Raw genomic sequence first — 22,625 nt, forward strand, 5'->3', positions numbered from 1 at the left:
TCATGGCGACGCGGATGCTGCGACGCGGTCTGCCGCGTGTGCCGGGCGGGGAGCCGTGGCCGCCGGCCGCTGCGGTGGTGTCGGATGCTGTGGGGTCGGATGCGGTGTCGGATGCTGTGGAACGGCCGGTGGCTCCGGTCGTGCCCGCCGTCGCCGATCCGGCCGCCGCGACGATGACCACGGATGCTGTCGCCGACGCGGAGGGAGTCGCGGCGCCTGTCGCCGTGGCTCCTGCCGCCGTGGTCGGCGCCGTGGCGAGCGGTGAGTGGCACATCCGTCGTGGGTTGCCGCGTGTGCCCGGTGGAGAGCCGTGGCCCCCGGCTGATGGTGCTCCCGTGCCGGCGACGGCCACTGCGGCCCCGCAGGCGACGCCTGTCGTCCCCGCCTCGGCCGCGGCCACGACCACGGCGGCGACCGCGGCGGCGCCGGTCGCCGAGGGTGCTGCCGCCGCGACTGCTGCCGCCGGCGCCGACCCCGCTGCCGGTGCGGCCGGCCCGCACGGGGCTCCTGCCGCGGAAGCGCAAGCCGCGTCTGCCGGCGGTGTCCGTCGCGGCCTGCCGCGCGTCGTCGGCGGCGATCCGTGGCCGCCCGCAGACACCGTGCCGACCGCGGCAGCGACGAGTCCTGCCGCCTCCGCTGCGGTCGAGAGCGCGGCCGCAGCCACGCCCGTCCAGCCCGCTGTCGCCCAGTCCGCTGTCGGCGAGTCGCCCACAGCTTCGGCCGCCCCGGAGCCCGCCGCCGCGCCTGGCGCCGGCTCCGCCCCGGCCGCCGGCTCCGCGGTCGTCCCGGTGCTCGCCGACCTCGCCGTCCCGCTGCCCTGGACGCGCACGGTGTGGAACGGTCGCGCCCCGCGACACGTCACCGAGGCTCCGGCATCCGCTCCGGCCTCGGGTCGCCCGCGTCCGACCTGGCCGCAGGCCATCGCCGTCCTCTTCGGCGCCGCGGCGCTCGGGGTGCTGGCGGGCGCCGCCATCGCCTTCGTGCGTGCGCTCCTGAGCTTCCCGTTCATGCAGGACTTCCTCGCGGCGTTCCCCGGCGAGTACGAGCCGGCGATCGCGGTGGAGCCCGGCTTCGCGCCGTGGGCCAACTGGGCGCACTTCTTCAACATGTTCCTGATCGTGCTGATCATCCGCTCGGGGCTGCAGGTGCGCACCGAGAAGCGGCCGACGGTGTTCTGGACGCCGCGCGGGAATGCGAAGGGCAAGATCAGCCTGAACCTCTGGTTCCACCAGGCGCTCGACATCCTGTGGCTGGTGAACGGCGTGGCCTTCGTCGTGCTGCTGTTCGTCACGGGGCACTGGGTGCGCATCGTGCCGACGAGCTGGGAGGTGTTCCCGAACGCGCTGTCCGCAGCGCTGCAGTACGTCTCGTTCGACTGGCCGCACGAGAACGGCTGGAACAACTACAACAGCCTGCAGCAGCTCGCCTACTTCGCGACCGTGTTCCTCGCCGCGCCGCTGGCGGCCATCACCGGGTTCCGCATGTCGGGGCTGTGGCCGAAGAAGGCCGAGAAGCTCTCGAAGGCGTACCCGGTGGAGTGGGCGCGAGCGCTGCACTTCCCGGTCATGCTCTACTTCGTGGCGTTCATCAGCGCCCATGTCGCGCTCGTGATGCTGACCGGGTTCCTGCGCAACCTGAACCACATGTTCGCGTCGCAGGATGCGGTCACCTGGACCGGGTTCTGGGTGTTCATCCTCTCGCTCGTGGTTATCGCGATCGCCTGGGTGGCCGCCCGACCGCTCGTGCTGGCGCCGATCGCGAAGGTGTTCGGCAAGGTCTCGGGACGCTGACGCGGTGGATGAGACCACACGGATCCAGGACTACTGGCGCGACGCGAGGATCGCGATGCCGGAGCTGCCGGAGAAGCAGCCCGAGGCCTGGGCGTTCGGTGCCACGCCGGAGCACGCCGACGAGCTTCTGGAGGTGGTGCTCGCCGGGACCAAGGTGGGCACCGCCTCGTCGCTGTGGGACTACGAGCAGAGCGGAGACCCGCTGCCGGTCGTCGGAGAGCTGAGCATCATCCTCGACGGAGCCGGCGCGCCGCGGGCGGTGATCGAGACCACCGCCATCGACATCGTGCCCTTCGACGAGGTAGACGAGGCGCACGCATTCGCCGAGGGTGAGGGTGATCGCACCCTCGCGCAGTGGCGTGAGGTGCACGAGCGGTACTGGCGCCGGCACTCCGAGAACCCGCGCGGTTACGCGCCGGACATGCCGGTGATCTGCGAGCGCTTCCGGCTGCTGCTCCCGGCCGCCCCCGCTAGTGCTCCTCGGCCCGGAAGCTGATCTCGGGAGTCTGCGAGCCGCCGTCATGGATCAGGGTCAGGAGCAGCTTCGTCTCCCACGCGGCCGCCACGTAGTAGCCGCTCACGCCGGCCGCCACGGTTGCGGAGCTCTGGGGCGGGATGGTGATGGCGCCGGTGAGCGGACCGCTGAGCGAATCGAGCGTCGGTGTCACCTCGATCGACCAGGTCAGCGTCAGCGGCGTCGTCCCGGTGTTCTCGATCACCGCCCCCGGCCAGGTGAACGTCGCGCCGACGACGCTCGCCGGCGCCATGTCCACGGTGAACTCCGCCCGGCGCGATGCGGCGGCGAGCGGTGTGGCGACCGCCGCGGCGATCACCGGTACGGACCAGGCCGCAGCGCGCACCAGCGTCCGTCGTGTGACGTCGTTCGTTGTCCCCTGCTGTTCCATGCGATTCCCCCCACGTCTATGACCTTTGGCCATAGTTCCCAAGACTTAAGGCTAATCGACGGCACGGCTTCGGTGCGGTCGAAGCCGGCAGGTTCTGTCGACGCTCGTCAGGCCGGAAGGTCACGGATCGTGGCATGGGCGGGCGTCGGCTTGGTCTGGCACATTAAGACCGAATGGTTGCGTTTCGACTCGATGTCAGAGGGTGCAGGACGACGAGCCTTGGTCCGACCCGCCGGACCAAGACGCGACCCAGGTGTACTTGTATCCACCAGAGCCCGCTGAGTACCACCCTCCTGCGTATTTCCAGCTGATGCTGATGTAGCCGTATTGAGATTGGTTCTTCGGCACGCAGGCCGGTGGAGCATAAGCCGATGCGGCGGCCGCAGTTCCAAGGACCATCGCTGCGCTGACGCCCAGAACCGCAGCGGCGCGACTCATCCAGAACGAACGCAGCTTCGTGCGATCCCGTGCCATAGTTTCTCCTCATTGCTATCCACGTGTTAGTAGGTAGCATGTTAGTACAGGATCGCTTTGAACAGTGAAGGAGTCGCGAGATTGGATGCCCAACGAAGTCGCTTCGAGCATGTGAGTTACACGAGTGCTGATTGGACAACAGATCCCTGGAAACTGTTGGATGCAGCTGAACGTTGGCGCCCGATGGCCTCAGCGACCGTCCAAACGTTCGATGTGGATACCTTTCAAGGGCTGCACGCCAAAGTGTTGGATTCGCATGGTGCGCACGCTCGGGTGGATACCGCAGAGGCGATCCTCACCATCCTCAATCACGCCGAATTCCGAAAGGGGTCGGCCGCGCACAGTTCGACAGCTGACAGTGACGTCCGAGCACGCGTTCGAGCCGCTGTCGGCGCCAGGCGGAAGATCGAGATCGTGCTGCCGTCTTTCGCCGGGAGGCCGCACAACCCTGCGGCCCACCGCAGGGTCGCCCCGGATCTCGGCGAACTGTACGCGCTTCAAAGGCTGAAGAATATCGCTGACTCCGTGGCGACCATCTATGCGCCAGGACTTCGTTTCGTCTTGATCCTCGATGGCAAGGCCTATCGGCCCTTCTATGGGTACATGCACGAAGAGGCCATGCCGTACGGCCGCAATCTTGACGGTCAGATCGCACTGATTCGCGCCTCCGGCGAGATTCGGACGGTCGACATGCAGGACCTCATGGCGGAACACGCGTATGAGCTGAGCGCTGTTGATCGCGAAGTGCGTGAGAAAGTCCGCGCTGGATGGGCTGATGGTACTTTTCGTGAACGCGCCTCACTTACGCGCGCGCTACGGCAGGGAACTGAGACTGTCGCAATCTCCGCAGCCGTTATTGAACTCTACAAAAGTGGAAGGTCTGCCGAGGTTGACCTCCCGGCATTCTTCGCCCGCGCAGACAGGATCATGCAAGAGCGAGCCGAGAATACGGCGTTCGAATATGCCGTTCTTATGACGAAGCTGCAAAAGGTACAGCTGATCCGTCGCGCCTTCCCTGAGGCCATCAGGGGTACGGTCCACCCCAAACCCCACCAGTATTCGCCACGCCTCACGGACGAGCGGACGGCTATATCGCCGTGGCATGGCGTTCCCATCGTATTCGACGACGGATCGATCGTGACGCGGTACGAGTCTACGATCTATCAAGATTTCGAACATTACGAGGCCGTCTTCGTCGCTGGTGACGAAGCCCCGCTCTACTACCGTTGTCGGACGCACGGGCCGACGCCCTTCTAGGCACCTGAATGCCTGGGCATCGGCGAACGCTCCTTCTCGGCATCGCTCAAGCATTCGCCGCGGCGGCGGCGGGGCTCGTGCTCACCGTTGCCACCGTTGCGGTTGCTCGAATCTCGGACTCCACCGCCATCGGAGGCCTCGCGCAGACCTCGATGATCATCGGGGCGAGCCTACTGACCCTTCCAGCGATGTGGCTCGCGGCGCGACGTGGTCGCAAGGTGGCGATGCTCGCGGCGTTTCTCGTGGCCGTCATCGGTTCAACGATCGCCTCGTGGGGGGCCTTGCTCACGACTTGGCCGCTGGTGTTGCTCGGGCTCTTTTTTGTCGGTGGAGGCACCGTTGCAAGCCTCTCCTTGAGATTCGCGGCCGCGGAAGGTGTCAGTGCAAGCGAGCGGTCTGTACAAATCTCTTACGTGCTTTGGGCTGCGGCCGTCGGTTCCCTGCTGGGGCCGAATATGATTTCTTTCGTCGGCCGATCTGACAGTCTCGCCTTTCTCATGGTCGGAGGGATATATCTGATCGCCGCGCTTGTCGTCTCCTTTGTTGCGCCGCTACCCGCCGAGGGCGATCTAAAACCGAAAGGTATATCGTTCCGAATTCTGCGCGAACGAAAGATCGCGTTCGGAATCGGCATCAGTGCCGTCGCTCACTCGATGATGATCGCTTTGATGTCGATGGCTCCAGTTCATCTCGATCAGGCGAATCTCCTTCCAGTGCTCATCGGATTGTCCATGAGTATCCATCTCGTAGGAATGTACGCTCTCAGCCCGATCTTCGGGCTCGCTTCCTCGAAATTCGGAGCCTTGCCGGTCGCGCTTTTCGGCGGAATCGTCCTGTTCGTCTCAGCGGCTACGCTCGCCAGTGCGAGCGCTCATCATACGAGTCCATGGGTGTTCGGCGGCGGCCTGCTTCTGCTGGGCGTCGGTTGGTCTGCTTCCGTGATCGCGGGGTCGACTCTGGTTTCGCAGGGGTCGACGGAAGCGCACCGCATCGTTGCACAGGGCACCTCGGACTTCGCCATGAACGTATCTGCTGGAGTCGCGTCGATTCTCGGAGGCGTTGTCGTGACGACCCTCGGCTATCCTGTCCTCGCGCAAGTGGGGGGCGTACTCATCCTGGTTTTCGCGCTGCTCTTCGTTTCTCAGGCGCGGCACGCGCGGTGAGGCCGGTTGGGCCCTGGGGCGGTGGTGGAAGTGGCTGACCGACAGTCGATCGTCAGAAGTAGTCCCCACGCGGGCTGTCACAGCCAGTCTCCTATGCGATGATCGGCGCACGCATCGAGACGGCGGCGGCGCACCCCACGAAAGGAAGAACATGGCAGAGGCATACATCGTCGACGCGGTCCGCTCACCTGTCGGCAGACGCGGCGGCTCGCTTTCCGACATCCATCCGGCCGACCTCGGCGCGCACAGTCTCACCGCTCTCGTCGAGCGCACGGGCATCGATCCCGGCGCCGTCGACGACGTCATCTTCGGAACGATCGACGCGATCGGGGGACAGGCGGGCAACGTGGCCCGCACCGCACTGCTCGTGGCTGGATTCCCCGAGCACGTGCCAGGAGTGACGATCGACCGACAGTGCGGGTCGAGTCAGCAGGCCGTGCACTTCGCGGCGCAGGCGGTGATGAGCGGCACGAGCGACCTCGTCATCGCGGGCGGGTTGCAGAACATGTCGCAGGTGCCGCTCACCGCGGCGGCGACCGTGGGGGAGGCATACGGCTTCACCACCCCCTACGCGGAATCACCCGGCTGGCGCGCCCGCTACGGAGACCAGGAGATCTCGCAGTTCCGTGGCGCCGAGCTGATCGCCGAGAGGTGGGACATCTCCCGCGAGGAGATGGAGCAGTTCGCCCTGGAGAGCCATCGCCGCGCGGCACGCGCGCAGGACGAGGGCCGCTTCGCGAACGAGATCGCACCGCTGAACGGCCTCGACCACGATGAGGGCGTGCGCCGTGACACATCGCTGGAACGGATGGCGGGCCTTGCGCCCCTCGCCCCGAACGGTCGGATCACCGCCGCGGTCGCTTCGCAGATCAGCGACGCGTCCAGTGCCGTGCTCATCGCGAGCGAGCGCGCGGTGGAGGAACACGGACTCACTCCGCGCGCCCGCATCCATCACCTGTCGGTGCGCGGCGACGACCCGGTGCTCATGCTGACCGCGCCCATCCCCGCGACGCGGCAGGCGCTGGAGCGCACGGGCCTGCGCCCGGAGGACATCGACCTCTTCGAGGTGAACGAGGCCTTCGCCTCGGTCGTGCTGGCCTGGATGCAGGAGACCGGGGTGCCGCACGAGAAGGTCAACGTCAACGGCGGTGGCATTGCTCTGGGGCATCCGATCGGCGCGACCGGCACGCGCATCCTCTCGACCCTGCTCAATGAGCTGGAGCGCACCGGCGGGCGCTACGGCCTGCAGACCATGTGCGAGGGCGGCGGCGTCGCGAACGTCACCATCATCGAGCGTCTCTGACCGCTCCCCGAAACGAGACGGGCCGCCTCCCCGAAGGGAAGCGGCCCGCTTCAGCGGAAATCGGGATCAGGGGCGGACGAAGCGGACCTCGGTCAGCGTCTCGCCGAGGAACGGCTCGGTGTGCGTCGCGCCGTCGAGCCGGAAACCGTTGCGCGTGTAGAAGCGGTGCGCGCGGGGGTTGTCCTCGGCGACCCACAGATACAGCGGCTCGTCGGTCTCGACCGCGGCGTCGAACAGCTTCTGGCCGATGCCGGTGGAGTGGTACGCGTCGAGCAGGTAGATGAAGTACAGCTCGCGGAACGCCGGAGCATCCTTGTCGCGGGCGGGGCCGGAGCCGACGAATCCGACGATCTCGCCGTCGACGAGCGCGGCGTTCATCTTGAACTCGGGACCCTGCGAGGCCCAGTGCGTCCACAGCTCGGCCATGCGGCGGGGCGAGACCTTCTCGAGCGCAGCCTTGCTGATCAGGTGGTCGTAGGTCTCGTGCCAGCACTGCGCGTGCACGCGACCGAGGGCTTCCGCATCCACATCACGGACCGGACGGACGATGACTTCAGGCTGGGCTTCGGCGCTCATGATCGTGACTCTACGCGCGGCATCCGCGAAGCGGAAATCGGGTGGATGTTCGATGACACTCGACGTGCCGGCTTGGAGGGTTCGTACAACGATGTTCGCAGATCGTGCACGCCTGGCTACGATCGTTCCTCGTGAACGTGATCTGGCGGACCCTCCTGGTGATCCTCGGCGCCCGGCGCCGCGTGCGGCGGGGGAAGACCCTCGACCCGACGGCGGTGGGCAGCATCACCATCACCACTCTGCCGACCGACCTCGACATCCTGCGCCACATGAACAACGGCCGCTACCTGTCGCTGTTCGACCTCGGACGTTGGGATCAGCTGATCCGCACCGGGCTGTTCGACGCGATGAAGGATCGCGGCTGGTACGCGGTCGTCTCCAGCGAGACGATCACGTTCCGCAAGTCGCTGCAGCTGTGGCAGCGGTTCGAGGTGCAGTCGCGGTTCATCGGCCACGACGAGAAGGCGCTGTTCCTCGAGCACCGCGCCGTGGTCGACGGCGAGGTCTACGCGCGGGCGATCGTGCGGGCGCGGATGCTGCGTCGCACCGGCGGCACGGTCAGCAACGAAGAGCTGTTCGCCGCGGTCGGCAAGCCCGAGGGCGTGCCGGAGATCGATGCGTGGGTGCACGACTGGGCCGCGGCATCCGCCCTCCCGCCCGTGCGGGTGAAGGCGCCGAGCGTCTGGGGCTGACCTCGTCCTCAGCGCCGCGCACGAGCAGCGATATATTGACCGTGTGCTGGCGATCCTGAAGACCACCGGGCGCGTGCTGTGGAGACACTGGCCCGCGCTCATGGCGTGGTATCTCGCCGGTGTGCTGGTGCACTACGTGATCACCGAGATCGCCGGGTTCATCGGCGCGTACTCCGCCACCGTCGGGTTCCTCGTCCTGCCGATCGGGATCCTCGCACGGTTGATCAGCCTGGTCGCGATGTTCCTGGTCCTGCGCGACGGGCTGCGCAACCTGCAGGAAGTCGCCCCCCTGCCCGAGGCCGCCGCGGACCGCCGCCGCACCTTCCTCTCGGCGCTGCTCGCCGGCATCCTCCCCTTCTTCGCGGTCTACTGGGCGCAGGGGCTGCTCGGCGAAGACGTGCGGGCGTACTCGATGCGCGCTCTCGAGGTGCGCCAGGGCATCATCGCGTGGGCGACTGTCAACGGCGACGATCCGGTCAGCTCGGTCGACACCGTGCTCAACCTGCCGATCAACGTCTGGACCATCTCGATCATCGTGCTCGCGTTCGCCGGCCGCTGGGCGTGGTCGAAGTGGTCGGCGACGCTCGCGAAGTGGCTGTCGCCGGTCGCGGTCTACTTCGAGGTCGTCTGGGTCTTCTTCTCGGTGATGGTGCTCGGCGACATCTTCGACACGATCAAGGCGTGGGTCGACAGCCGCGCGGCCATGGCCTTCCTCGAGACGGTCAGGGAGCAGATCCTGGATGCCGTCGCCCCGCTGCGCTGGCTGTGGGAGGGGATCGGCTGGCTGCTCTCCGAGGCGGGGCCGGTGCTCCTCGCTCCGCTGGCGTGGCTCACCATCGCGGGTGTGGTGTTCGGCCAGGCGATCGTGGCCGAGAAGCTGCGGGTGGAGAGCGAACTGATCGCCCGGGTGCGTGCCCATGCGGCCGTCATCCCCAACCCACTCGTGCGCCGGCTCAAGGATCTCGGCGAGGAGCTCGGCGCCCGCTTCCGCCCGATCGGACGCGCGCTGCTGCTCATGTGGCGCGCGGGACCCCTGCTCGTCGGCTCCTACGCGCTGCTCTACGTGATCGTGAAGGCGCTCGAGTCCTATCTCGGCTTCGGCATCACCCGGTTGGTCGGCCCGCAGGACTACGTGTTCTGGGCGATCGCCGCACCTCTCGTCTCGCTCGTGCCGCTGCTGCTCATGGAGCCGGTGCGCATCGCGGTGATCAGCGGTGCGTACGACGCCACCCTCGCGCGGCTGCGCAAGCGCCAGCAGGACCGCACGGACACGGCGGGCGTCTCGACGGAGGAGGGTGAGATGCGCGCGGTCGCCGATGCCGCAGGCCTCCTGCCCTCGTCGGTGGATGCCGTCGCCGCCGCGATGGTCACAGCCCCCGTCAGGGACGGCGTCGAAGGTCAGGGTTCGAACTCGAACCTCACGAAGGAGCCGCCGGCGTCGTAGGGGCGCACGTCGACCCAGAAGGGGCCCTCGACATCCTCGGGCACCACGAACGGCACGATCAGCTCGTAGGAGCCGGTCTGATCGCTGACGCAGGTCTCCGGTTCGTCCGCGCTCCATTCCAGCCCGATCTCCGCGCGGACGGGACTCCACTCGCGTCCCGTCGACTGTTCCACGAGGGTCGGCGTCTCGCATCCCATCCCCTCGGCATCAGGATCTACCGGCACCCCGACCGCGATCAGGCGCGTGCCGTCGGGGACGTCGAGACCCGAGAGATCCTCGATCTCGCCGCCGCGCACCGGACCCCAGCCGGCGCCGGCGAGATCCGTCTTCTCGTCTTCGGCGACCACCACGGGCGTGACCGCGCGGGCGCCGAATCCGAAGTACTGGTACCACTCCTGCCACCCCACCGCGATGGCGGTCGCCGGCAGGAGGAGGACGAGCGCGACCAGCGCCAGCGCGTTGCGCCGCCACCAGGACGGCGGCTTCGCCGGGGCATCCGCCATCGCCGGGTCTTCGCGAGGTGCGGGCGGGACGGGTGGGAGCGGGATCGTCATCGGGCCCATCCGTTCTCGTCGAGGAGCACCTCGGCTTCGACGGGCAGCGCGGAAAGGTCGATCGGCAGGTCGATCACGGCATCGCGCACCACCTCGCCGACCCCGGACCCCGGCACGCCCAGACGGAGCGTCGCCCGATCGCCGGTCACGTCATCCGGCAGCTCGAACGCGAGGCTCCCGGAGCGGGGGACGCCGGTGACCAGCCGCTCCGCGGCGAACGTCGTGCCGCGATCGGTCGCGCTGAAGGTGCGGTCACCGATCGTGAGCTCCGCGAGTCGGGACGAGCTCAGATCCTGAGTCACGCCGGTGGCGGCCTCGAGGTCGACGACGAGCCAGGTGCCGACGGCCGACCAGCCCTTCGCATCCGTGACCCGATCCGCGAGGTGGACGTCGGTCACGGTCGCGACGAGGTTGCGCGTCGAGGCCTCCTCGCCGATCTTCGCGACCGTGGGGAACGGGGCGTTCGGGGCGTCGTCGGGAAGCGTCGCCTTCGAGACGCCCCACGCGCAGACGAGGAGCGCGACGGTGGCGAGCCAGATGAGGACGTGCTTCTTCACGGGAGCGTCACCTCGTCGATGGTCGCCGGCAGGGTCGCTCCGACGCGGACGTCCTGCCAGTAGTCGCCGCGCATCACGCTCTGCCCGACGTAGTGGTCGGATTCGGGGAGGGTGAGGGTGATCTCGTCGCCGTCGTGGAAGTCGTCGCGCCCGACGATCCAGGTGAGCAGCATGCGGGCGGGGACGTCGGGCTGCAACCGGGGTGCGCCCTCGCCGTCGTCGGCACGGAGGACATCGCCCTTTGCGTCGAGCCCCTCGATGCGGATGCCGTCGAGGACCGGGGATTGCGGGCCGTTCGCCGTCGACGGTCGCGGCTTGTCGAACGTGTTGACGACGTCGACCGTGACGACCAGGATTCGCTCGCCCTTCTCTTCGTCCGGGAAGACCAGGGTTTGGCCGCTCTCAGCGCTCAGCTCGTCGCGCAGCTCCACACCGACGACGGTCATCTCCAGTTCCGAGCCCGTGAAGGTCTCGCCGACCTCGACGACCGGGATCGGATCGACTGCTGCGGCCTCGAGTCCGCCGAACACGGCGGTGGTCGCCAGCAGCACGGCGCCGGCGCCGGTGATGAGCCACGAGGTCGGGATGAGGTCGATGCTGCGTCGAGCCCAACCGAGGACCTTCGCCCTCGCGCTCGCATTCGCCGCGGTGACGGCCGGATCCTGCCCCTGGGCGGGGCTCTCCGGCGGCGTCGTGGTCACGGCAACAGCTTAGGACCGCGCGGGCGGCGGATCGCTCCTCCGCTTTCCACAAGAACGACACATCTTTCTGCGTCATGCGGGCTCAGGACGGGCACTTCCGGCGCGCGCCTCAGTACTCTGAGCGGGAAGTCAGGGGCAGAGACGCCCCGGTGATCCCGTCGACGCAGACGGGCGGAGGAGGATGCAGTGGCAGTCATCGGCATCGTGCGGGAGCCTGCGGGCGAAGCACGGGTCTCGGCCACCCCGGCGACGATCGCGTCGCTCGGGAAGCTGGGTCACACGGTCAGGGTCGAGCGGGGAGCGGGCGCGGCCGCCTCATACCCCGACACGGAATACGCGGCGGCGGGGGCGACACTCGTCGACCGCGCGGATGCCTGGGGGAGCGAGGTCGTCCTCGCCATCACGGCGCCCGGCCCCGACGAGATCGCGCTCCTCTCCGATGGTGCGACCCTCATCGCGCTGCTCTCGCCGGCGCTCCGCCCCGACCTGGTCGAGTCGCTCGCGCAGCGGGGGATCACGGCCGTCGCGCTCGATGCCGTGCCGCGGATCTCGCGCGCGCAGTCGATGGACGTGCTCAGCTCGATGGCGAACATCGCCGGGTATCGCGCCGTCGTCGAGGCCGCGCACGAGTTCGGTCGCTTCTTCACGGGGCAGGTGACCGCCGCGGGCAAGGTGCCGCCGGCGAAGGTGCTGGTCGCGGGTGCCGGCGTCGCCGGGCTCGCAGCCATCGGCGCCGCCTCGAGTCTGGGCGCGATCGTCCGGGCCACCGATCCGCGTCCCGAGGTCGCCGACCAGGTCACCTCGATCGGCGGCACGTATCTTCCGGTCGATGTCGAGGTCGCCGCCTCCACCGACGGCTACGCCAAGGCGACGAGCGCGGACTACGACCGCCGGGCCGCCGAGATCTACACCGAGCAGGCCGCCGACGTCGACATCGTCATCACCACGGCGCTCATCCCCGGGCGTGCGGCGCCGCGCCTGATCACGGCATCCGATGTCGCGCAGATGAAGCCGGGCAGCGTGATCGTCGACATGGCTGCGGGTCACGGCGGCAACGTCGAGGGCTCGGTCGCGGGCGAGCGGGTGGTCACCGACAACGGCGTGATCATTCTGGGTTACACCGACCTCGCATCGCGCCTGGCGGCCCAGGCCTCGCAGCTCTACGGCACGAACCTCGCCAACCTCGTGGCCCTGCTGACTCCAGCGAAGGACGGGCAACTGGTGATCGACTTCGACGACGTCGTGCAGCGCTCGGTCACCGTCGTGCGCGACGGGGAGGTCACCTGGCCCCCGCCCGCCGTGCAGGTCGCGGCCGCCCCCGCGGCGAAGGCTGCGGCGGCACCGGTCGAGGTCGCGCCGCCGAAGAAGATGTCCACCGCGCGCCGCATCGCCCTCATCGTGGTCGGCATCGCCGCACTGTTCGCCGTGAACGCGTTCGCGCCGGCTCCACTGCCGCAGCACTTCACGGTGCTGGTGCTCTCGGTCGTGATCGGCTTCTACGTGATCGGCAAGGTGCACCACGCGCTGCACACCCCGCTCATGTCGGTGACGAATGCGATCTCGGGTGTGATCGTGGTCGGCGCGATGCTGCAGATCACCTCGCCGCTGCCGGTCGTGCAGGTGCTCGCCGCTGTGGCGGTGTTGCTGGCCTCCATCAACATCTTCGGAGGGTTCGCGGTCACCCGCCGGATGCTCGCGATGTTCACCCTCGGGAATTCAGCGAAGGGCGGCCGGAAGTGACCGTCGACGCGCTCGCCGGGGCGGCCTACATCGTCGCCGCCCTGTTGTTCATCCTCAGCCTCGCCGGCCTCAGCCGCCACGAGTCCGCCCGTGCCGGCGTGGTCTACGGCATCGCCGGCATGACCATCGCGCTGGTCGCGACCGTCGCCCTCACCGTGGCGGATGCGTGGAGCACCGGCGCGTTCCTCGGACTCGGTCTGCTCGTCGCCGCTGTGCTCATCGGCGCGGCCGTCGGCCTGTGGCGGGCACGGCGGGTCGAGATGACGGGGATGCCGGAGCTCATCGCGCTCCTGCACAGCTTCGTCGGACTCGCGGCCGTGCTCGTGGGCTGGAACGGCTACCTCGCGCATCCGGAGATCGCCCCTCAGCTCGTCGGCATCCACAACGCCGAGGTCTTCATCGGCGTCTTCATCGGCGGGGTCACCTTCACCGGCTCGATCGTCGCCTACCTCAAACTCTCGGCGAAGATGTCGTCGAAGCCGCTCATGCTCCCGGGCAAGAACGGGCTCAACATCGGGGCGCTCGTCGCCTTCGTGGCGTTGACCGTCTGGTTCGTGAACGACCAGCAGCTGTGGCTCCTGATCGCGGTCACCGTGCTCGCCTTCGCGCTGGGCTGGCACCTGGTCGCATCTATCGGCGGCGGTGACATGCCGGTCGTCGTCTCGATGCTCAACAGCTATTCCGGGTGGGCGGCCGCTGCGGCCGGATTCCTCCTGAACAACGACCTGCTCATCGTCACGGGCGCACTGGTCGGATCGTCGGGTGCGTACCTCTCCTACGTCATGTGCAAGGCCATGAACCGCTCTTTCCTCTCGGTGATCGCCGGCGGCTTCGGCATTGCGGCACCGACTGCCGACGACGCCGAGTACGGCGAGCACCGCGAGATCACCGCCGAGGGCGCGGCCGAGATGCTCGCCGCGGCGAGCAGTGTCGTGATCACCCCCGGCTACGGCATGGCGGTCGCTCAGGCGCAGTACCCGGTGGCCGACCTGGTCCACAGGCTCCGCGAGCGGGGCGTGGACGTGCGGTTCGGCATCCATCCGGTGGCGGGCCGTCTTCCCGGGCACATGAACGTGCTGCTGGCCGAGGCCAAGGTGCCGTACGACATCGTCCTCAGCATGGACGAGATCAACGACGACCTCGCCTCGACCTCGGTCGTGCTCGTGATCGGCGCGAACGACACCGTGAATCCCGCCGCCGCGCAAGACCCGGGCAGCCCGATCGCGGGGATGCCGGTGCTCAAGGTGTGGGAGGCCGAGAACGTCATCGTGTTCAAGCGCTCCATGGCCGCCGGGTACGCGGGCGTGCAGAATCCGCTGTTCTTCCGCGACAACGCGCAGATGCTGTTCGGCGACGCGAAGCAGCGGGTGGAGGACATCATCGCCGCGCTGTAGCTGTCCCCCCGGTGCTCACCCTGTTCCGGTCGCACTTGCTGTCGCTCCGCACGCCAGAAAGCGGCAGGAAATGCGACCGGAACGGAACGAGCACGGGCGGCGCGGCGCGGAATCGGGCGCATCCAGACCTAGGGTGAAAGTCATGGCTGACATCCCGGCGGATGCCGTGGCATCCGCACCCCTCGCAGACCGTGCTGTCGAGCTTGCTCGGCGGTGGGCGATCGAGGCCGCCGCGATCGAACCCGACCCCGCTGCCGCCCGTCTCGCCGGAGTGCTGCAGGATGCGAACGGGCTGCCGTTCACGCTCGGCTTCGTCGACGGCGTCATGCGCCCGGAGAGCCTGGCGGCCGCGGCCTCGCAGCTGCATCGGATCGCGCCGATCGTGCCGGAGTTCTTGCCCTGGTACCTGCGCTCGGTCGTGCGTCTCGGCGGGGGAGTCGCGCCGATCCTGCCGTCGCCGGTCGTGCCGATCGCGCGGAAGGTGCTCCGCGACATGGTCGGGCACCTCGTGGTCGACGCGCGACCCGCCAAACTCGAAGCCGCCATCGCACGCATCAGGGCCACGGGCTCGCGCCTGAACCTCAACCTGCTGGGCGAGGCCGTGCTGGGCGAGGCCGAGGCGAAGCGGCGCCTCGACGGCATCCACGACCTGATCCGGCGGCCGGATGTCGACTACGTCTCGGTCAAGGTGTCGGCCATCGTCAGCCACCTGTCGATGTGGGCGTTCGACGAGATCGTCGACGAGGTGGTGGAGCGGCTGCTCCCGCTGTATCTGACGGCCGCGGCGGACGGCACCTTCATCAACCTCGACATGGAGGAGTACCGCGACCTCGACCTCACGATCGCGGTGTTCACGCGCATCCTCGAAGACCCTCGGCTCGCCGGGCTCGAGGCCGGGATCGTGCTGCAGGCGTACCTCCCCGACGCCCTGCCCGCGCTGCAGGAGTTGACCGCCTGGTCGCAGGACCGCGTCGCGCACGGCGGCGCCCGCATCAAGGTGCGCCTCGTCAAGGGCGCGAACCTCGCGATGGAGCAGGTCGAGGCGCGGATGCACGGCTGGACGCCCGCGACCTACGACACCAAGCTCGACACCGACGCGAACTATCTGCGCTGCCTGGACTGGGCGCTGCGCCCCGAGCATGCCGCCGCCGTGAAGCTCGGCGTCGCCGGACACAACCTGTTCGGCATCGCCTACGCCTGGCTGCTCGCCGGGGAGCGGGGCGTGCGCGAGGCCGTCGAGTTCGAGATGCTCCTGGGCATGGCGCAGGGGCAGGTGCAGGCCGTCTCGCGCGAGGTCGGGCCCGTGCTGCTGTACGTGCCCGTGGTGGCGCCTGCCGAGTTCGACGTCGCGATCAGCTATCTGGTGCGGCGGCTCGAGGAGAACGCCTCTCCGGACAATTTCCTCTCCGCCGCGTTCCGGCTCGGCGATGACGAGGCCCTGTTCGTGCGGGAGCAGGATCGGTTCCTCGACGCACTCGACCGCTCGGACGATCCCACGCTGCGCACCGGACCGCGTCGCACGCAGGATCGGAGCGCACCGGTGCACGAAGCGCTGCGTCCCTCGCCCGTGGCCCCGCTGCCGGAGACCGACCTCACCCAGGCCGTGCTCGGCATCTCGCGCGGCTCCGACGACGGCGGCGGTCGCGAGGCCTTCCTCGAGACGGCGGTGTACTCCGCCCGCGAGCTGGAGCAGGATGCCGGTGGTGCTCCGGGCTTCTCGAACTCGGTCGACAGCGACCCGGCGCTGCCGGTGAACCGCGACTGGGCGCGCGGGGTGCGGGAGCGCATCGCCTCGTCCGAGCTCGGTGACGCCACGATCGCGGCCGCGCGCATCGAGGATGCGGAATCCCTCGAGCGGATCGTGCAGGGGGTCCGAGGCGCGGCTCCGGCCTGGGGCGCCCGCCCCGCCGCCGAACGGGCCGAGGTGCTGCTGCGCGCCGCGGCCGCGCTGGAAGCCCGACGGGGCGACCTGATCGAGGTCGCCGCCTCCGAGACCGGCAAGATCTTCGCCGAGGCCGACATCGAGGTGAGCGAGGCCGTCGACTTCGCCCGGTACTACGCGGCCACCGCGCGCGAGCTGGACGCGATCGCGGGTGCGGTGTTCGTGCCGGCATCCGTCACGGTCGTCGCGCCGCCGTGGAACTTCCCGCTCGCGATCCCGGCCGGCGGAGTGCTCGCCGCGCTCGCCGCAGGTTCGGGCGTCGTCTTCAAGCCGGCCCCGCAGGCGCGCCGCTGCGCCGCGGTGATCGCGGAGACGCTGTGGGAGGCGGGCATCCCCCGTGACCTGCTCGCGCTCGTCGACATCGAGGAGGGCGAGCTCGGCCGCGAGCTCATCACGCACGACGCGGTCGACCGCGTGATCCTCACCGGCGCATGGGACACCGCCGCACTGTTCCGCTCCTGGCGACCCGACCTGCCGCTGCTCGCCGAGACCAGCGGCAAGAACGCGATGATCATCACCCCGTCGGCCGACCTCGACCTGGCCGTCGCCGACCTCGTGAAGAGCGCGTTCGGGCACGCGGGGCAGAAGTGCTCCGCCGCGTCTCTCGCGATCCTCGTCGGACCCGTCGGCCGGTCGCCGCGGTTCAAGCGGCAGCTCGCGGATGCCGTGCGCTCGCTGCACATCGGCCCGCCCACCGATCCGCTCGCCGAGGTCGGCCCGGTGATCGAGCCGCCGCAGGGCAAGCTCGCCTGGGCGCTGAGCGAGCTCGAGGGCGAGGAGCAGTGGCTGATCGAGCCCGCCCTCGACGCCGGAGACGACGGCAGCGGGCGGCTGTGGCGGCCCGGCATCCGCGTCGGCGTGCAGCCGGGGTCGCGCTTCCACACCGAGGAGTTCTTCGGGCCGGTGCTCGGGGTGATGCACGCGCCGACCCTCGAGAAGGCCGTTGAGCTGCAGAACGCCGTCGCCTACGGGCTCACCGCCGGGCTGCACACCCAGGATCGGGACGACCTCGCCTTCTGGCTCGACCGCGTGCAGGCGGGCAACCTCTATGTGAACCGCGGCATCACCGGGGCGATCGTGCAGCGGCAGCCGTTCGGCGGCTGGAAGCGCTCGGCCGTCGGTCCCGGCGCCAAGGCGGGCGGCCCGAACTACCTGATCGGGCTCGGATCCTGGCGCTCGCAGCCGGGCGGACCGGCATCCAGCACGCTGCATCTGCGAGGGCTCGACTCCCGCATCACCGCGCTCATCGAGTCGGCGCAGTCGTCGCTCGAGTACGAGGCGTTCGAATGGCTGCGGCGCTCAGCGCTCTCGGATGCCCTGGCCTGGGACCGCGAGTTCGGGCAGGTGCGCGACGTGTCGCACCTCGGAGTGGAGCGGAACCTCTTCCGGTACCGTCCGGTGCCGGTCGAGATCCGGGCCACGGAAGATGCGGCGCTGCAGGATCTGCTGCGCGTGGTGATCGCGGGCGTGCGCTCGGGAGCGGACTTCGTCCTCTCGACGCCGGTCGGCCTGCCCGCCGACGTGCGCCGCGCGCTCGGCGACCTCGACGCCGCGGTCTTCCTCGAGACCGACGAGGAGTGGATGCAGCGGATGCTCCGCGCGGAGGATGCCGTGGAGGGCGTTGCCGCGCTGCCCGTGAGCGACCGGGTGCGGCTGGTCGGCGGTCGCGCCGCGGTCGCCGCGCTGCACACGGCCCTGGCGACGGCATCCGGGGGCGATCCCGACCTCGCGGTATACGACGGCGAGGTCACGGCGGCCGCCCGGATCGAGCTGCTGCCGTTCGTGCACGAGCAGTCGATCTCGATCACCGCGCACCGCTACGGCAACCTCGATCCCTGGAGCAGCGACGTGATCTGAGCTCGGCTGCCGCCCGCTGCCGCTTGCTGATGCTCCGGTCGCACTTCCTGCCGCTTGCTGATGCTCCGGTCGCACTTCCTGCCGCCCGATTCGCGTGGGTGCGGCAGGAACTGCGACCGGAATGCGTAGGCGTGTAAAGAATTCTTGACACAACCGCCCCGCGGGCGTAGCGTGAGTGTCAAGAATCTTTTACATCGGAGGCATCATGGTCTACGAAGAACGCAACGCCTGGGCGGGACTCATCGTCAGCCCGATCGCGCTGATCGTCTACGTCGTGCTGGTGCTCCAGCAGGCCGGGGGAGCGCCGCTCACCACCGTCGACTGGTTCCCGCTCATGCTGTGGACCATCGTCGGAGGCATCGTCGCGACGATCGTCATCAGCATCGTCTGGGGCATCCTCGCCGGCATGAAGGACCCGGACGGCGCCGGCCGCTCCGACATCCGCGACCGTGACATCAGCCGCATGGGCGGGCGGGTCGAGCAGGCCTTCGTCGTGATCGCCGGGCTCGGGGTCATCGCGCTGTGCGCGGTCGGTGCCGACGTCTTCTGGATCGCGAACACCATGTACCTGGGCTTCGCGATCTCGGCGCTCGTCGGCGGCGTCGCCCGCGTGATCGCCTACCGGCGGGGGCTCATCTGATGGTCAAGCCGACCCTCGTCTCCAACAGCATCCGTGCACATCGCGAGCAGGCGGGCCTCACCCAGGCCGAGCTCGCCCGCACCGTCGGTGTGACCCGGCAGACGCTCATCGCCATCGAGCAGCAGAAGTACTCGCCCACACTGGAGCTGGCGTTCCAGATCGCGCGGGCGTTCGGGGTCGGGCTCGATGACCTCTTCACCTACCCCGCCCCACCCGCATCCGGAGGAGCATCATGACCGAGACGATGAACGCCTGGCGACGCGAGACCTACGGCCCGTCGTCCGGGGTGAGTCTCGAGCAGATCCCGGTGCCGGTGCCGCATCGCGGAGAAGTGCTCCTGAAGGTGCGGGCCACCTCGCTGAACGCGGGTGATGTGCGGCTGCTGCTCGGTGATCCACTGCTCGTGCGCCCGATCTTCGGCCTCACCCGTCCGAAGCACCCGGTGCGCGGCATGGAGGTCGCCGGCACCGTCGTCGCGGTCGGTCCCGACGTCGTGAGCGCCGAGATCGGCGAAGACGTCGTGGGCGAGCTGGTCGGAGGCGGAGGACTCGCCGAGTACGTGCGGGTGCCCGCCTCCCGGCTCGTGCCGACCCCGCCCGACATCACGGCCGAGGCCGCGGCTTCCCTCCCGATCGCCGGCGGCACCGCGTGGCAGGCCCTCGATCTCGCCGGCGTCGGCCTGCGTGGAGGAGAGGCTCCGCGGGTGCTGATCATCGGCGCATCCGGCGGCGTCGGCACGTTCGCGGTGCAGCTCGCCGCGCTCCGTGGGGCCGAGGTCTGGGCCGCGTGCAGCGCCCGCAACGCCCCGCTGGTCGAGCGCCTCGGCGCCGTGCGCACGTTCGACCACCGCGAGTCGCCGCTGAGCGAGATCCCGGCCGGCCGCTTCGACGCGATCGTCGACATCGCCGGAGGGATGCCGCTGCGCGAGCTGCAGCGCCTCGTCGGGCACGGCGGCCGGATCGTGCTGGTCACCGGCGACGGCGGGCACGTGCTGGGACCGATCCCGCGGATGCTGCGGGCTGCGGTGCTGTCGATCGGCTCGCGGCGCATCCGTCCCCTCGCCGCGACGCCGCGACCCGAGGTGCTGGCCAAGCTCCTCGAGCTCGTCGCCGACGGCCGTATCGTGCCCGTGATCGAGCGCGAGTACCCGTTCGCGGAAGCATCCGCCGCCCTCGCCCACCTCGAGGCCGGGCACACTGTCGGGAAGGTCATCGTCCGCAGCTCGGGAGTGTGACGGCCTCGGATGGGGCGCGGCTCTGGCGGCGCACAGGGGGCGGGTGACACAATGGACTCCGGCGTGCCCGAGTCGCATCTTCCCCGTCGCCGGCTCTGAACGAGCAGCGGGTCGAAGGACCGCCGGGCCCCAGGACAGCGTCCGCCGCGCCCGTCCATTCGAGGAGCATCCATGTCGACGCCTGAAGCCGCCGTCTCCACCGCACCTGCCCGCACCGCGCACCGCCGTCACTACCTGATGTGCAAGCCGGAGCACTTCACCGTGAACTACTCCATCAACCCGTGGATGGAGCCGTCGCGGCCCACCGACACCGCCAACGCAGTGGCGCAGTGGCAGAAGCTGCACGACCTCTACCTCGAGCTCGGCCACACGGTCGAACTCATCGAGCCGCTCGCCGGCTACCCCGACATGGTCTACACGGCCAACGGCGGATTCCTCATCGACGGCCGCGCATACGTGCCCGAGTTCCGCTTCGTCGAGCGGCAGGGTGAGGCCCCGGCGTTCGCCGACTGGTTCCGCGCGGCGGGCTACGACACCGTGATGCCGAAGGAGGTCAACGAGGGCGAGGGCGACTTCCTGCTCGTCGGCGACGTGATCCTGGCCGGCACCGGCTTCCGCTCCACAGGAGACAGCCACAGCGAGGTGGGCGAAGTGTTCGGCCGCGAGGTCGTCTCGCTGAACCTCGTGGACCCGCGCTTCTACCACCTCGACACCGCCATCGCCGTGCTCGACCCGGTGCAGGGCACGGAGAACGGCGGCCCCGAGCGCGCGAACATCGCCTACCTCCCGGGCGCCTTCGACGACGCCAGCCGCGCCGAGCTCGAGAAGCGCTTCCCCGACGCGATCCTCGTGTCGGACGAAGACGGCGCGGTGTTCGGCCTCAACTCGTCGAGCGACGGCTACAACGTGATCATCTCGCCGCGCGCCAAGGGCTTCGAGAAGCAGCTGCGCGAGCGCGGATACAACCCCATCACCGTCGACCTCTCCGAGCTGCTGCTCGGCGGCGGCGGCATCAAGTGCTGCACGCTCGAGCTGCGGGGTGCCGAGTGACCGCGGTCGACATCGCCGACGGCGCCGTCGAGGCGAACACCGAGCCGCACGTCGCGCACAACTACCACCCGCTGCCGGTCAACATCGCCCGCGGTGAGGGTGCCTGGGTGACGGATGTCGAGGGCAAGCGCTACCTCGACCTGCTCGCCGCATACTCGGCCGTGAACTTCGGACACCGGCATCCGGCGCTCGTGGCCGCGCTCACCGAGCAGCTCGGCCGGGTCACGCTCGTCAGCCGCGCGTTCCAGAGCGACCGGCTCGAGCCGTTCGCCGCGGCGCTCGCGGAGCTGGCCGGCAAAGACCTCGTGCTGCCGATGAACACCGGCGCCGAGGCCGTCGAGACCGGCATCAAGGTCGCCCGCGCCTGGGGATACCGGGTCAAGGGCATCGCTGCAGGCAAGGCGCGCATCATCGTCGCCGCCGGCAACTTCCACGGCCGCACGACCACGATCGTGAGTTTCAGCGACGACGAGCAGGCACGCGACGACTTCGGTCCGTACACGCCGGGATTCGACGTCGTGCCGTACGGCGACGCGGATGCCATCGCCGCGGCGATCACCGACGACACGGCCGCCGTGCTCGTGGAGCCGATCCAGGGCGAGGCCGGCGTCGTGATCCCGCCGGAGGGCTACCTGCGCCGCATCCGCGAGATCTGCGACGAGAAGAACGTGCTGTTCATCGCCGACGAGATCCAGGCGGGACTCGGACGCGTGGGCGAGACGTTCGCCTGCGACCGCGAGGGCGTCGTGCCGGACCTGTATCTGCTCGGCAAGGCCCTCGGCGGCGGCATCCTCCCCGTCTCGGCCGTGGTCGGAAACAGCGACGTGCTCGGTGTGATCCGTCCGGGTGAGCACGGCTCGACCTTCGGCGGCAACCCGCTCGCTGCGGCGGTGGGCCTGCGCGTGGTCGAGATGCTGCAGACGGGTGAGTTCCAGGAGCGTGCCCGGGCACTCGGCGCGCATCTCGAGCAGGCGCTGCAGCCGCTGATCGGCCACGGTGTGACAGGCGTCCGCATCGCCGGTCTCTGGGCGGGCGTCGACATCGACCCCGCCAAGGGGACGGGCCGCGAGATCGCCGAGAAGCTGCTCGATCGGGGCGTGCTCGTGAAGGACACGCACGGTCAGACCATCCGCATCGCGCCGCCGCTGGTGATCCGCGCGACCGAACTGGACTGGGCGGTGGAGCAGCTCAAGCTCGTGCTCGGTTGATCGAGGTCCCGGCTCGGATGTCGGGAGAACGGACGGATGTCGGGGCGGAACACGGCGTGTCGCCCTGCATCCGTGCATCCGTCCGACATGTGGCACGGATGCCGGATGCCGGATGCCGGATGCCGGATGCCGGATGCCGGATGC

At 69.3% G+C, this 22,625-nt stretch carries 20 protein-coding genes; 15 read left to right on the forward strand and 5 right to left on the reverse strand.

Annotated elements, in window-relative coordinates:
- Positions 1 to 2: 2 nt before the first annotated feature.
- A complete protein-coding gene (locus AC6CHX_RS10155; RefSeq protein ID WP_498272713.1) occupies positions 3 to 1,790 on the forward strand; it encodes a cytochrome b/b6 domain-containing protein in 1,788 nt (595 codons plus the stop codon).
- Between the two features lie 55 nt (positions 1,791 to 1,845).
- Complete coding sequence (locus AC6CHX_RS10160; RefSeq protein ID WP_498272737.1) at positions 1,846 to 2,286, forward strand: ASCH domain-containing protein; 441 nt, start codon at positions 1,846 to 1,848, stop codon at positions 2,284 to 2,286.
- Here the strand turns inward: AC6CHX_RS10160 and AC6CHX_RS10165 are convergent.
- A complete protein-coding gene (locus tag AC6CHX_RS10165; RefSeq protein ID WP_498272714.1) occupies positions 2,261 to 2,695 on the reverse strand; it encodes a hypothetical protein in 435 nt (144 codons plus the stop codon). The two genes, AC6CHX_RS10160 and AC6CHX_RS10165, sit on opposite strands and share 26 nt — an antisense overlap.
- Before the next feature lie 555 nt (positions 2,696 to 3,250).
- Here AC6CHX_RS10165 and AC6CHX_RS10170 point away from each other — a divergent pair.
- From AC6CHX_RS10170 to AC6CHX_RS10180, 3 genes are all read left to right on the forward strand, one after another.
- The gene (locus AC6CHX_RS10170) at positions 3,251 to 4,426 is read left to right on the forward strand and encodes an L-tyrosine/L-tryptophan isonitrile synthase family protein (protein ID WP_498272715.1); all 1,176 of its coding nucleotides are present in this window, start codon (positions 3,251 to 3,253) and stop codon (positions 4,424 to 4,426) included.
- An 8-nt stretch (positions 4,427 to 4,434) separates the two neighbouring features.
- A complete protein-coding gene (locus AC6CHX_RS10175) occupies positions 4,435 to 5,589 on the forward strand; it encodes an MFS transporter (protein ID WP_498272716.1) in 1,155 nt (384 codons plus the stop codon).
- Positions 5,590 to 5,740: 151 nt separating this feature from the next.
- Positions 5,741 to 6,892: an acetyl-CoA C-acetyltransferase gene (locus AC6CHX_RS10180; protein WP_498272717.1), complete on the forward strand. Its 1,152-nt coding sequence runs from the start codon at positions 5,741 to 5,743 to the stop codon at positions 6,890 to 6,892.
- Positions 6,893 to 6,958: 66 nt separating this feature from the next.
- On the opposite strand, the gene AC6CHX_RS10185 is transcribed toward AC6CHX_RS10180, so the two are convergent.
- Complete coding sequence (locus AC6CHX_RS10185) at positions 6,959 to 7,468, reverse strand: GNAT family N-acetyltransferase (protein ID WP_168429446.1); 510 nt, start codon at positions 7,466 to 7,468, stop codon at positions 6,959 to 6,961.
- 131 nt (positions 7,469 to 7,599) lie between these two features.
- Between AC6CHX_RS10185 and AC6CHX_RS10190 the strand changes: the two genes are divergently transcribed.
- Positions 7,600 to 8,160, forward strand: a complete 561-nt coding sequence (locus AC6CHX_RS10190) for an acyl-CoA thioesterase (RefSeq protein WP_105723880.1) — start codon at positions 7,600 to 7,602, stop codon at positions 8,158 to 8,160.
- A gap of 43 nt (positions 8,161 to 8,203) precedes the next feature.
- Positions 8,204 to 9,604 (forward strand): hypothetical protein, encoded by a 1,401-nt coding sequence (locus AC6CHX_RS10195; protein WP_498272718.1) that lies wholly within the window; start codon positions 8,204 to 8,206, stop codon positions 9,602 to 9,604.
- Here AC6CHX_RS10195 and AC6CHX_RS10200 read toward each other — a convergent pair.
- From AC6CHX_RS10200 to AC6CHX_RS10210, 3 genes are read right to left on the reverse strand one after another with little or no spacing between them, the layout of a single operon-like run.
- Positions 9,559 to 10,158 carry a hypothetical protein gene (locus AC6CHX_RS10200; RefSeq protein WP_498272719.1) on the reverse strand — a complete coding sequence of 200 codons (600 nt, stop codon included), beginning with the start codon at positions 10,156 to 10,158 and terminating at the stop codon, positions 9,559 to 9,561. The two genes, AC6CHX_RS10195 and AC6CHX_RS10200, sit on opposite strands and share 46 nt — an antisense overlap.
- Complete coding sequence (locus AC6CHX_RS10205) at positions 10,155 to 10,715, reverse strand: DUF4352 domain-containing protein (RefSeq protein WP_498272720.1); 561 nt, start codon at positions 10,713 to 10,715, stop codon at positions 10,155 to 10,157. Before AC6CHX_RS10205 ends, AC6CHX_RS10200 begins: the two co-directional genes overlap by 4 nt.
- Positions 10,712 to 11,416, reverse strand: coding sequence for a hypothetical protein (locus AC6CHX_RS10210; protein ID WP_498272721.1), 705 nt, complete (start codon positions 11,414 to 11,416; stop codon positions 10,712 to 10,714). The genes AC6CHX_RS10205 and AC6CHX_RS10210 overlap by 4 nt, the downstream gene beginning before the upstream one ends.
- A 186-nt stretch (positions 11,417 to 11,602) precedes the next feature.
- Between AC6CHX_RS10210 and AC6CHX_RS10215 the strand changes: the two genes are divergently transcribed.
- The 8 genes from AC6CHX_RS10215 (at position 11,603) to rocD (ending at position 22,481) form a co-directional block, all read left to right on the forward strand.
- Entirely contained in the window at positions 11,603 to 13,156 is a 1,554-nt protein-coding gene (locus AC6CHX_RS10215) for a Re/Si-specific NAD(P)(+) transhydrogenase subunit alpha (RefSeq protein ID WP_498272722.1), read from the forward strand.
- Entirely contained in the window at positions 13,153 to 14,550 is a 1,398-nt protein-coding gene (gene pntB, locus AC6CHX_RS10220) for a Re/Si-specific NAD(P)(+) transhydrogenase subunit beta (protein WP_498272723.1), read from the forward strand. The genes AC6CHX_RS10215 and pntB overlap by 4 nt, the downstream gene beginning before the upstream one ends.
- Positions 14,551 to 14,692: 142 nt before the next feature.
- On the forward strand, positions 14,693 to 18,349 hold the full coding sequence (locus AC6CHX_RS10225) for a proline dehydrogenase family protein (protein ID WP_498272724.1): 3,657 nt from the start codon (positions 14,693 to 14,695) through the stop codon (positions 18,347 to 18,349).
- Positions 18,350 to 18,554: 205 nt separating this feature from the next.
- Positions 18,555 to 18,989 (forward strand): hypothetical protein, encoded by a 435-nt coding sequence (locus tag AC6CHX_RS10230; protein WP_498272725.1) that lies wholly within the window; start codon positions 18,555 to 18,557, stop codon positions 18,987 to 18,989.
- The gene (locus AC6CHX_RS10235) at positions 18,989 to 19,225 is read left to right on the forward strand and encodes a helix-turn-helix transcriptional regulator (RefSeq protein ID WP_498272726.1); all 237 of its coding nucleotides are present in this window, start codon (positions 18,989 to 18,991) and stop codon (positions 19,223 to 19,225) included. Before AC6CHX_RS10230 ends, AC6CHX_RS10235 begins: the two co-directional genes overlap by 1 nt.
- Positions 19,222 to 20,223 carry an NAD(P)-dependent alcohol dehydrogenase gene (locus tag AC6CHX_RS10240; protein ID WP_498272727.1) on the forward strand — a complete coding sequence of 334 codons (1,002 nt, stop codon included), beginning with the start codon at positions 19,222 to 19,224 and terminating at the stop codon, positions 20,221 to 20,223. Before AC6CHX_RS10235 ends, AC6CHX_RS10240 begins: the two co-directional genes overlap by 4 nt.
- Positions 20,224 to 20,394: 171 nt before the next feature.
- Positions 20,395 to 21,273 (forward strand): dimethylargininase, encoded by an 879-nt coding sequence (ddaH, locus tag AC6CHX_RS10245; RefSeq protein WP_498272728.1) that lies wholly within the window; start codon positions 20,395 to 20,397, stop codon positions 21,271 to 21,273.
- Positions 21,270 to 22,481 (forward strand): ornithine--oxo-acid transaminase, encoded by a 1,212-nt coding sequence (gene rocD / locus AC6CHX_RS10250; RefSeq protein WP_498272729.1) that lies wholly within the window; start codon positions 21,270 to 21,272, stop codon positions 22,479 to 22,481. The genes ddaH and rocD overlap by 4 nt, the downstream gene beginning before the upstream one ends.
- The last annotated feature ends 144 nt before the right edge of the window (positions 22,482 to 22,625 follow it).

The sequence above is a fragment of the Microbacterium sp. GQ128 genome (assembly GCF_059758615.1).

What these genes read in the sequence shown, in the direction of transcription:
- AC6CHX_RS10230 (WP_498272725.1), top strand. Translation starts at nt 18,555, where the DNA reads ATGGTCTACGAAGAACGCAACGCCTGGGCGGGACTCATCGTCAGCCCG.
- ddaH (WP_498272728.1), top strand. Translation starts at nt 20,395, where the DNA reads ATGTCGACGCCTGAAGCCGCCGTCTCCACCGCACCTGCCCGCACCGCG.
- AC6CHX_RS10240 (WP_498272727.1), top strand. Translation starts at nt 19,222, where the DNA reads ATGACCGAGACGATGAACGCCTGGCGACGCGAGACCTACGGCCCGTCG.
- AC6CHX_RS10235 (WP_498272726.1), top strand. Translation starts at nt 18,989, where the DNA reads ATGGTCAAGCCGACCCTCGTCTCCAACAGCATCCGTGCACATCGCGAG.
- AC6CHX_RS10175 (WP_498272716.1), top strand. Translation starts at nt 4,435, where the DNA reads ATGCCTGGGCATCGGCGAACGCTCCTTCTCGGCATCGCTCAAGCATTC.
- AC6CHX_RS10225 (WP_498272724.1), top strand. Translation starts at nt 14,693, where the DNA reads ATGGCTGACATCCCGGCGGATGCCGTGGCATCCGCACCCCTCGCAGAC.
- AC6CHX_RS10155 (WP_498272713.1), top strand. Translation starts at nt 3, where the DNA reads ATGGCGACGCGGATGCTGCGACGCGGTCTGCCGCGTGTGCCGGGCGGG.
- AC6CHX_RS10160 (WP_498272737.1), top strand. Translation starts at nt 1,846, where the DNA reads ATGCCGGAGCTGCCGGAGAAGCAGCCCGAGGCCTGGGCGTTCGGTGCC.
- AC6CHX_RS10180 (WP_498272717.1), top strand. Translation starts at nt 5,741, where the DNA reads ATGGCAGAGGCATACATCGTCGACGCGGTCCGCTCACCTGTCGGCAGA.
- AC6CHX_RS10185 (WP_168429446.1), bottom strand. Translation starts at nt 7,468, where the DNA reads ATGAGCGCCGAAGCCCAGCCTGAAGTCATCGTCCGTCCGGTCCGTGAT.
- AC6CHX_RS10200 (WP_498272719.1), bottom strand. Translation starts at nt 10,158, where the DNA reads ATGACGATCCCGCTCCCACCCGTCCCGCCCGCACCTCGCGAAGACCCG.
- AC6CHX_RS10165 (WP_498272714.1), bottom strand. Translation starts at nt 2,695, where the DNA reads ATGGAACAGCAGGGGACAACGAACGACGTCACACGACGGACGCTGGTG.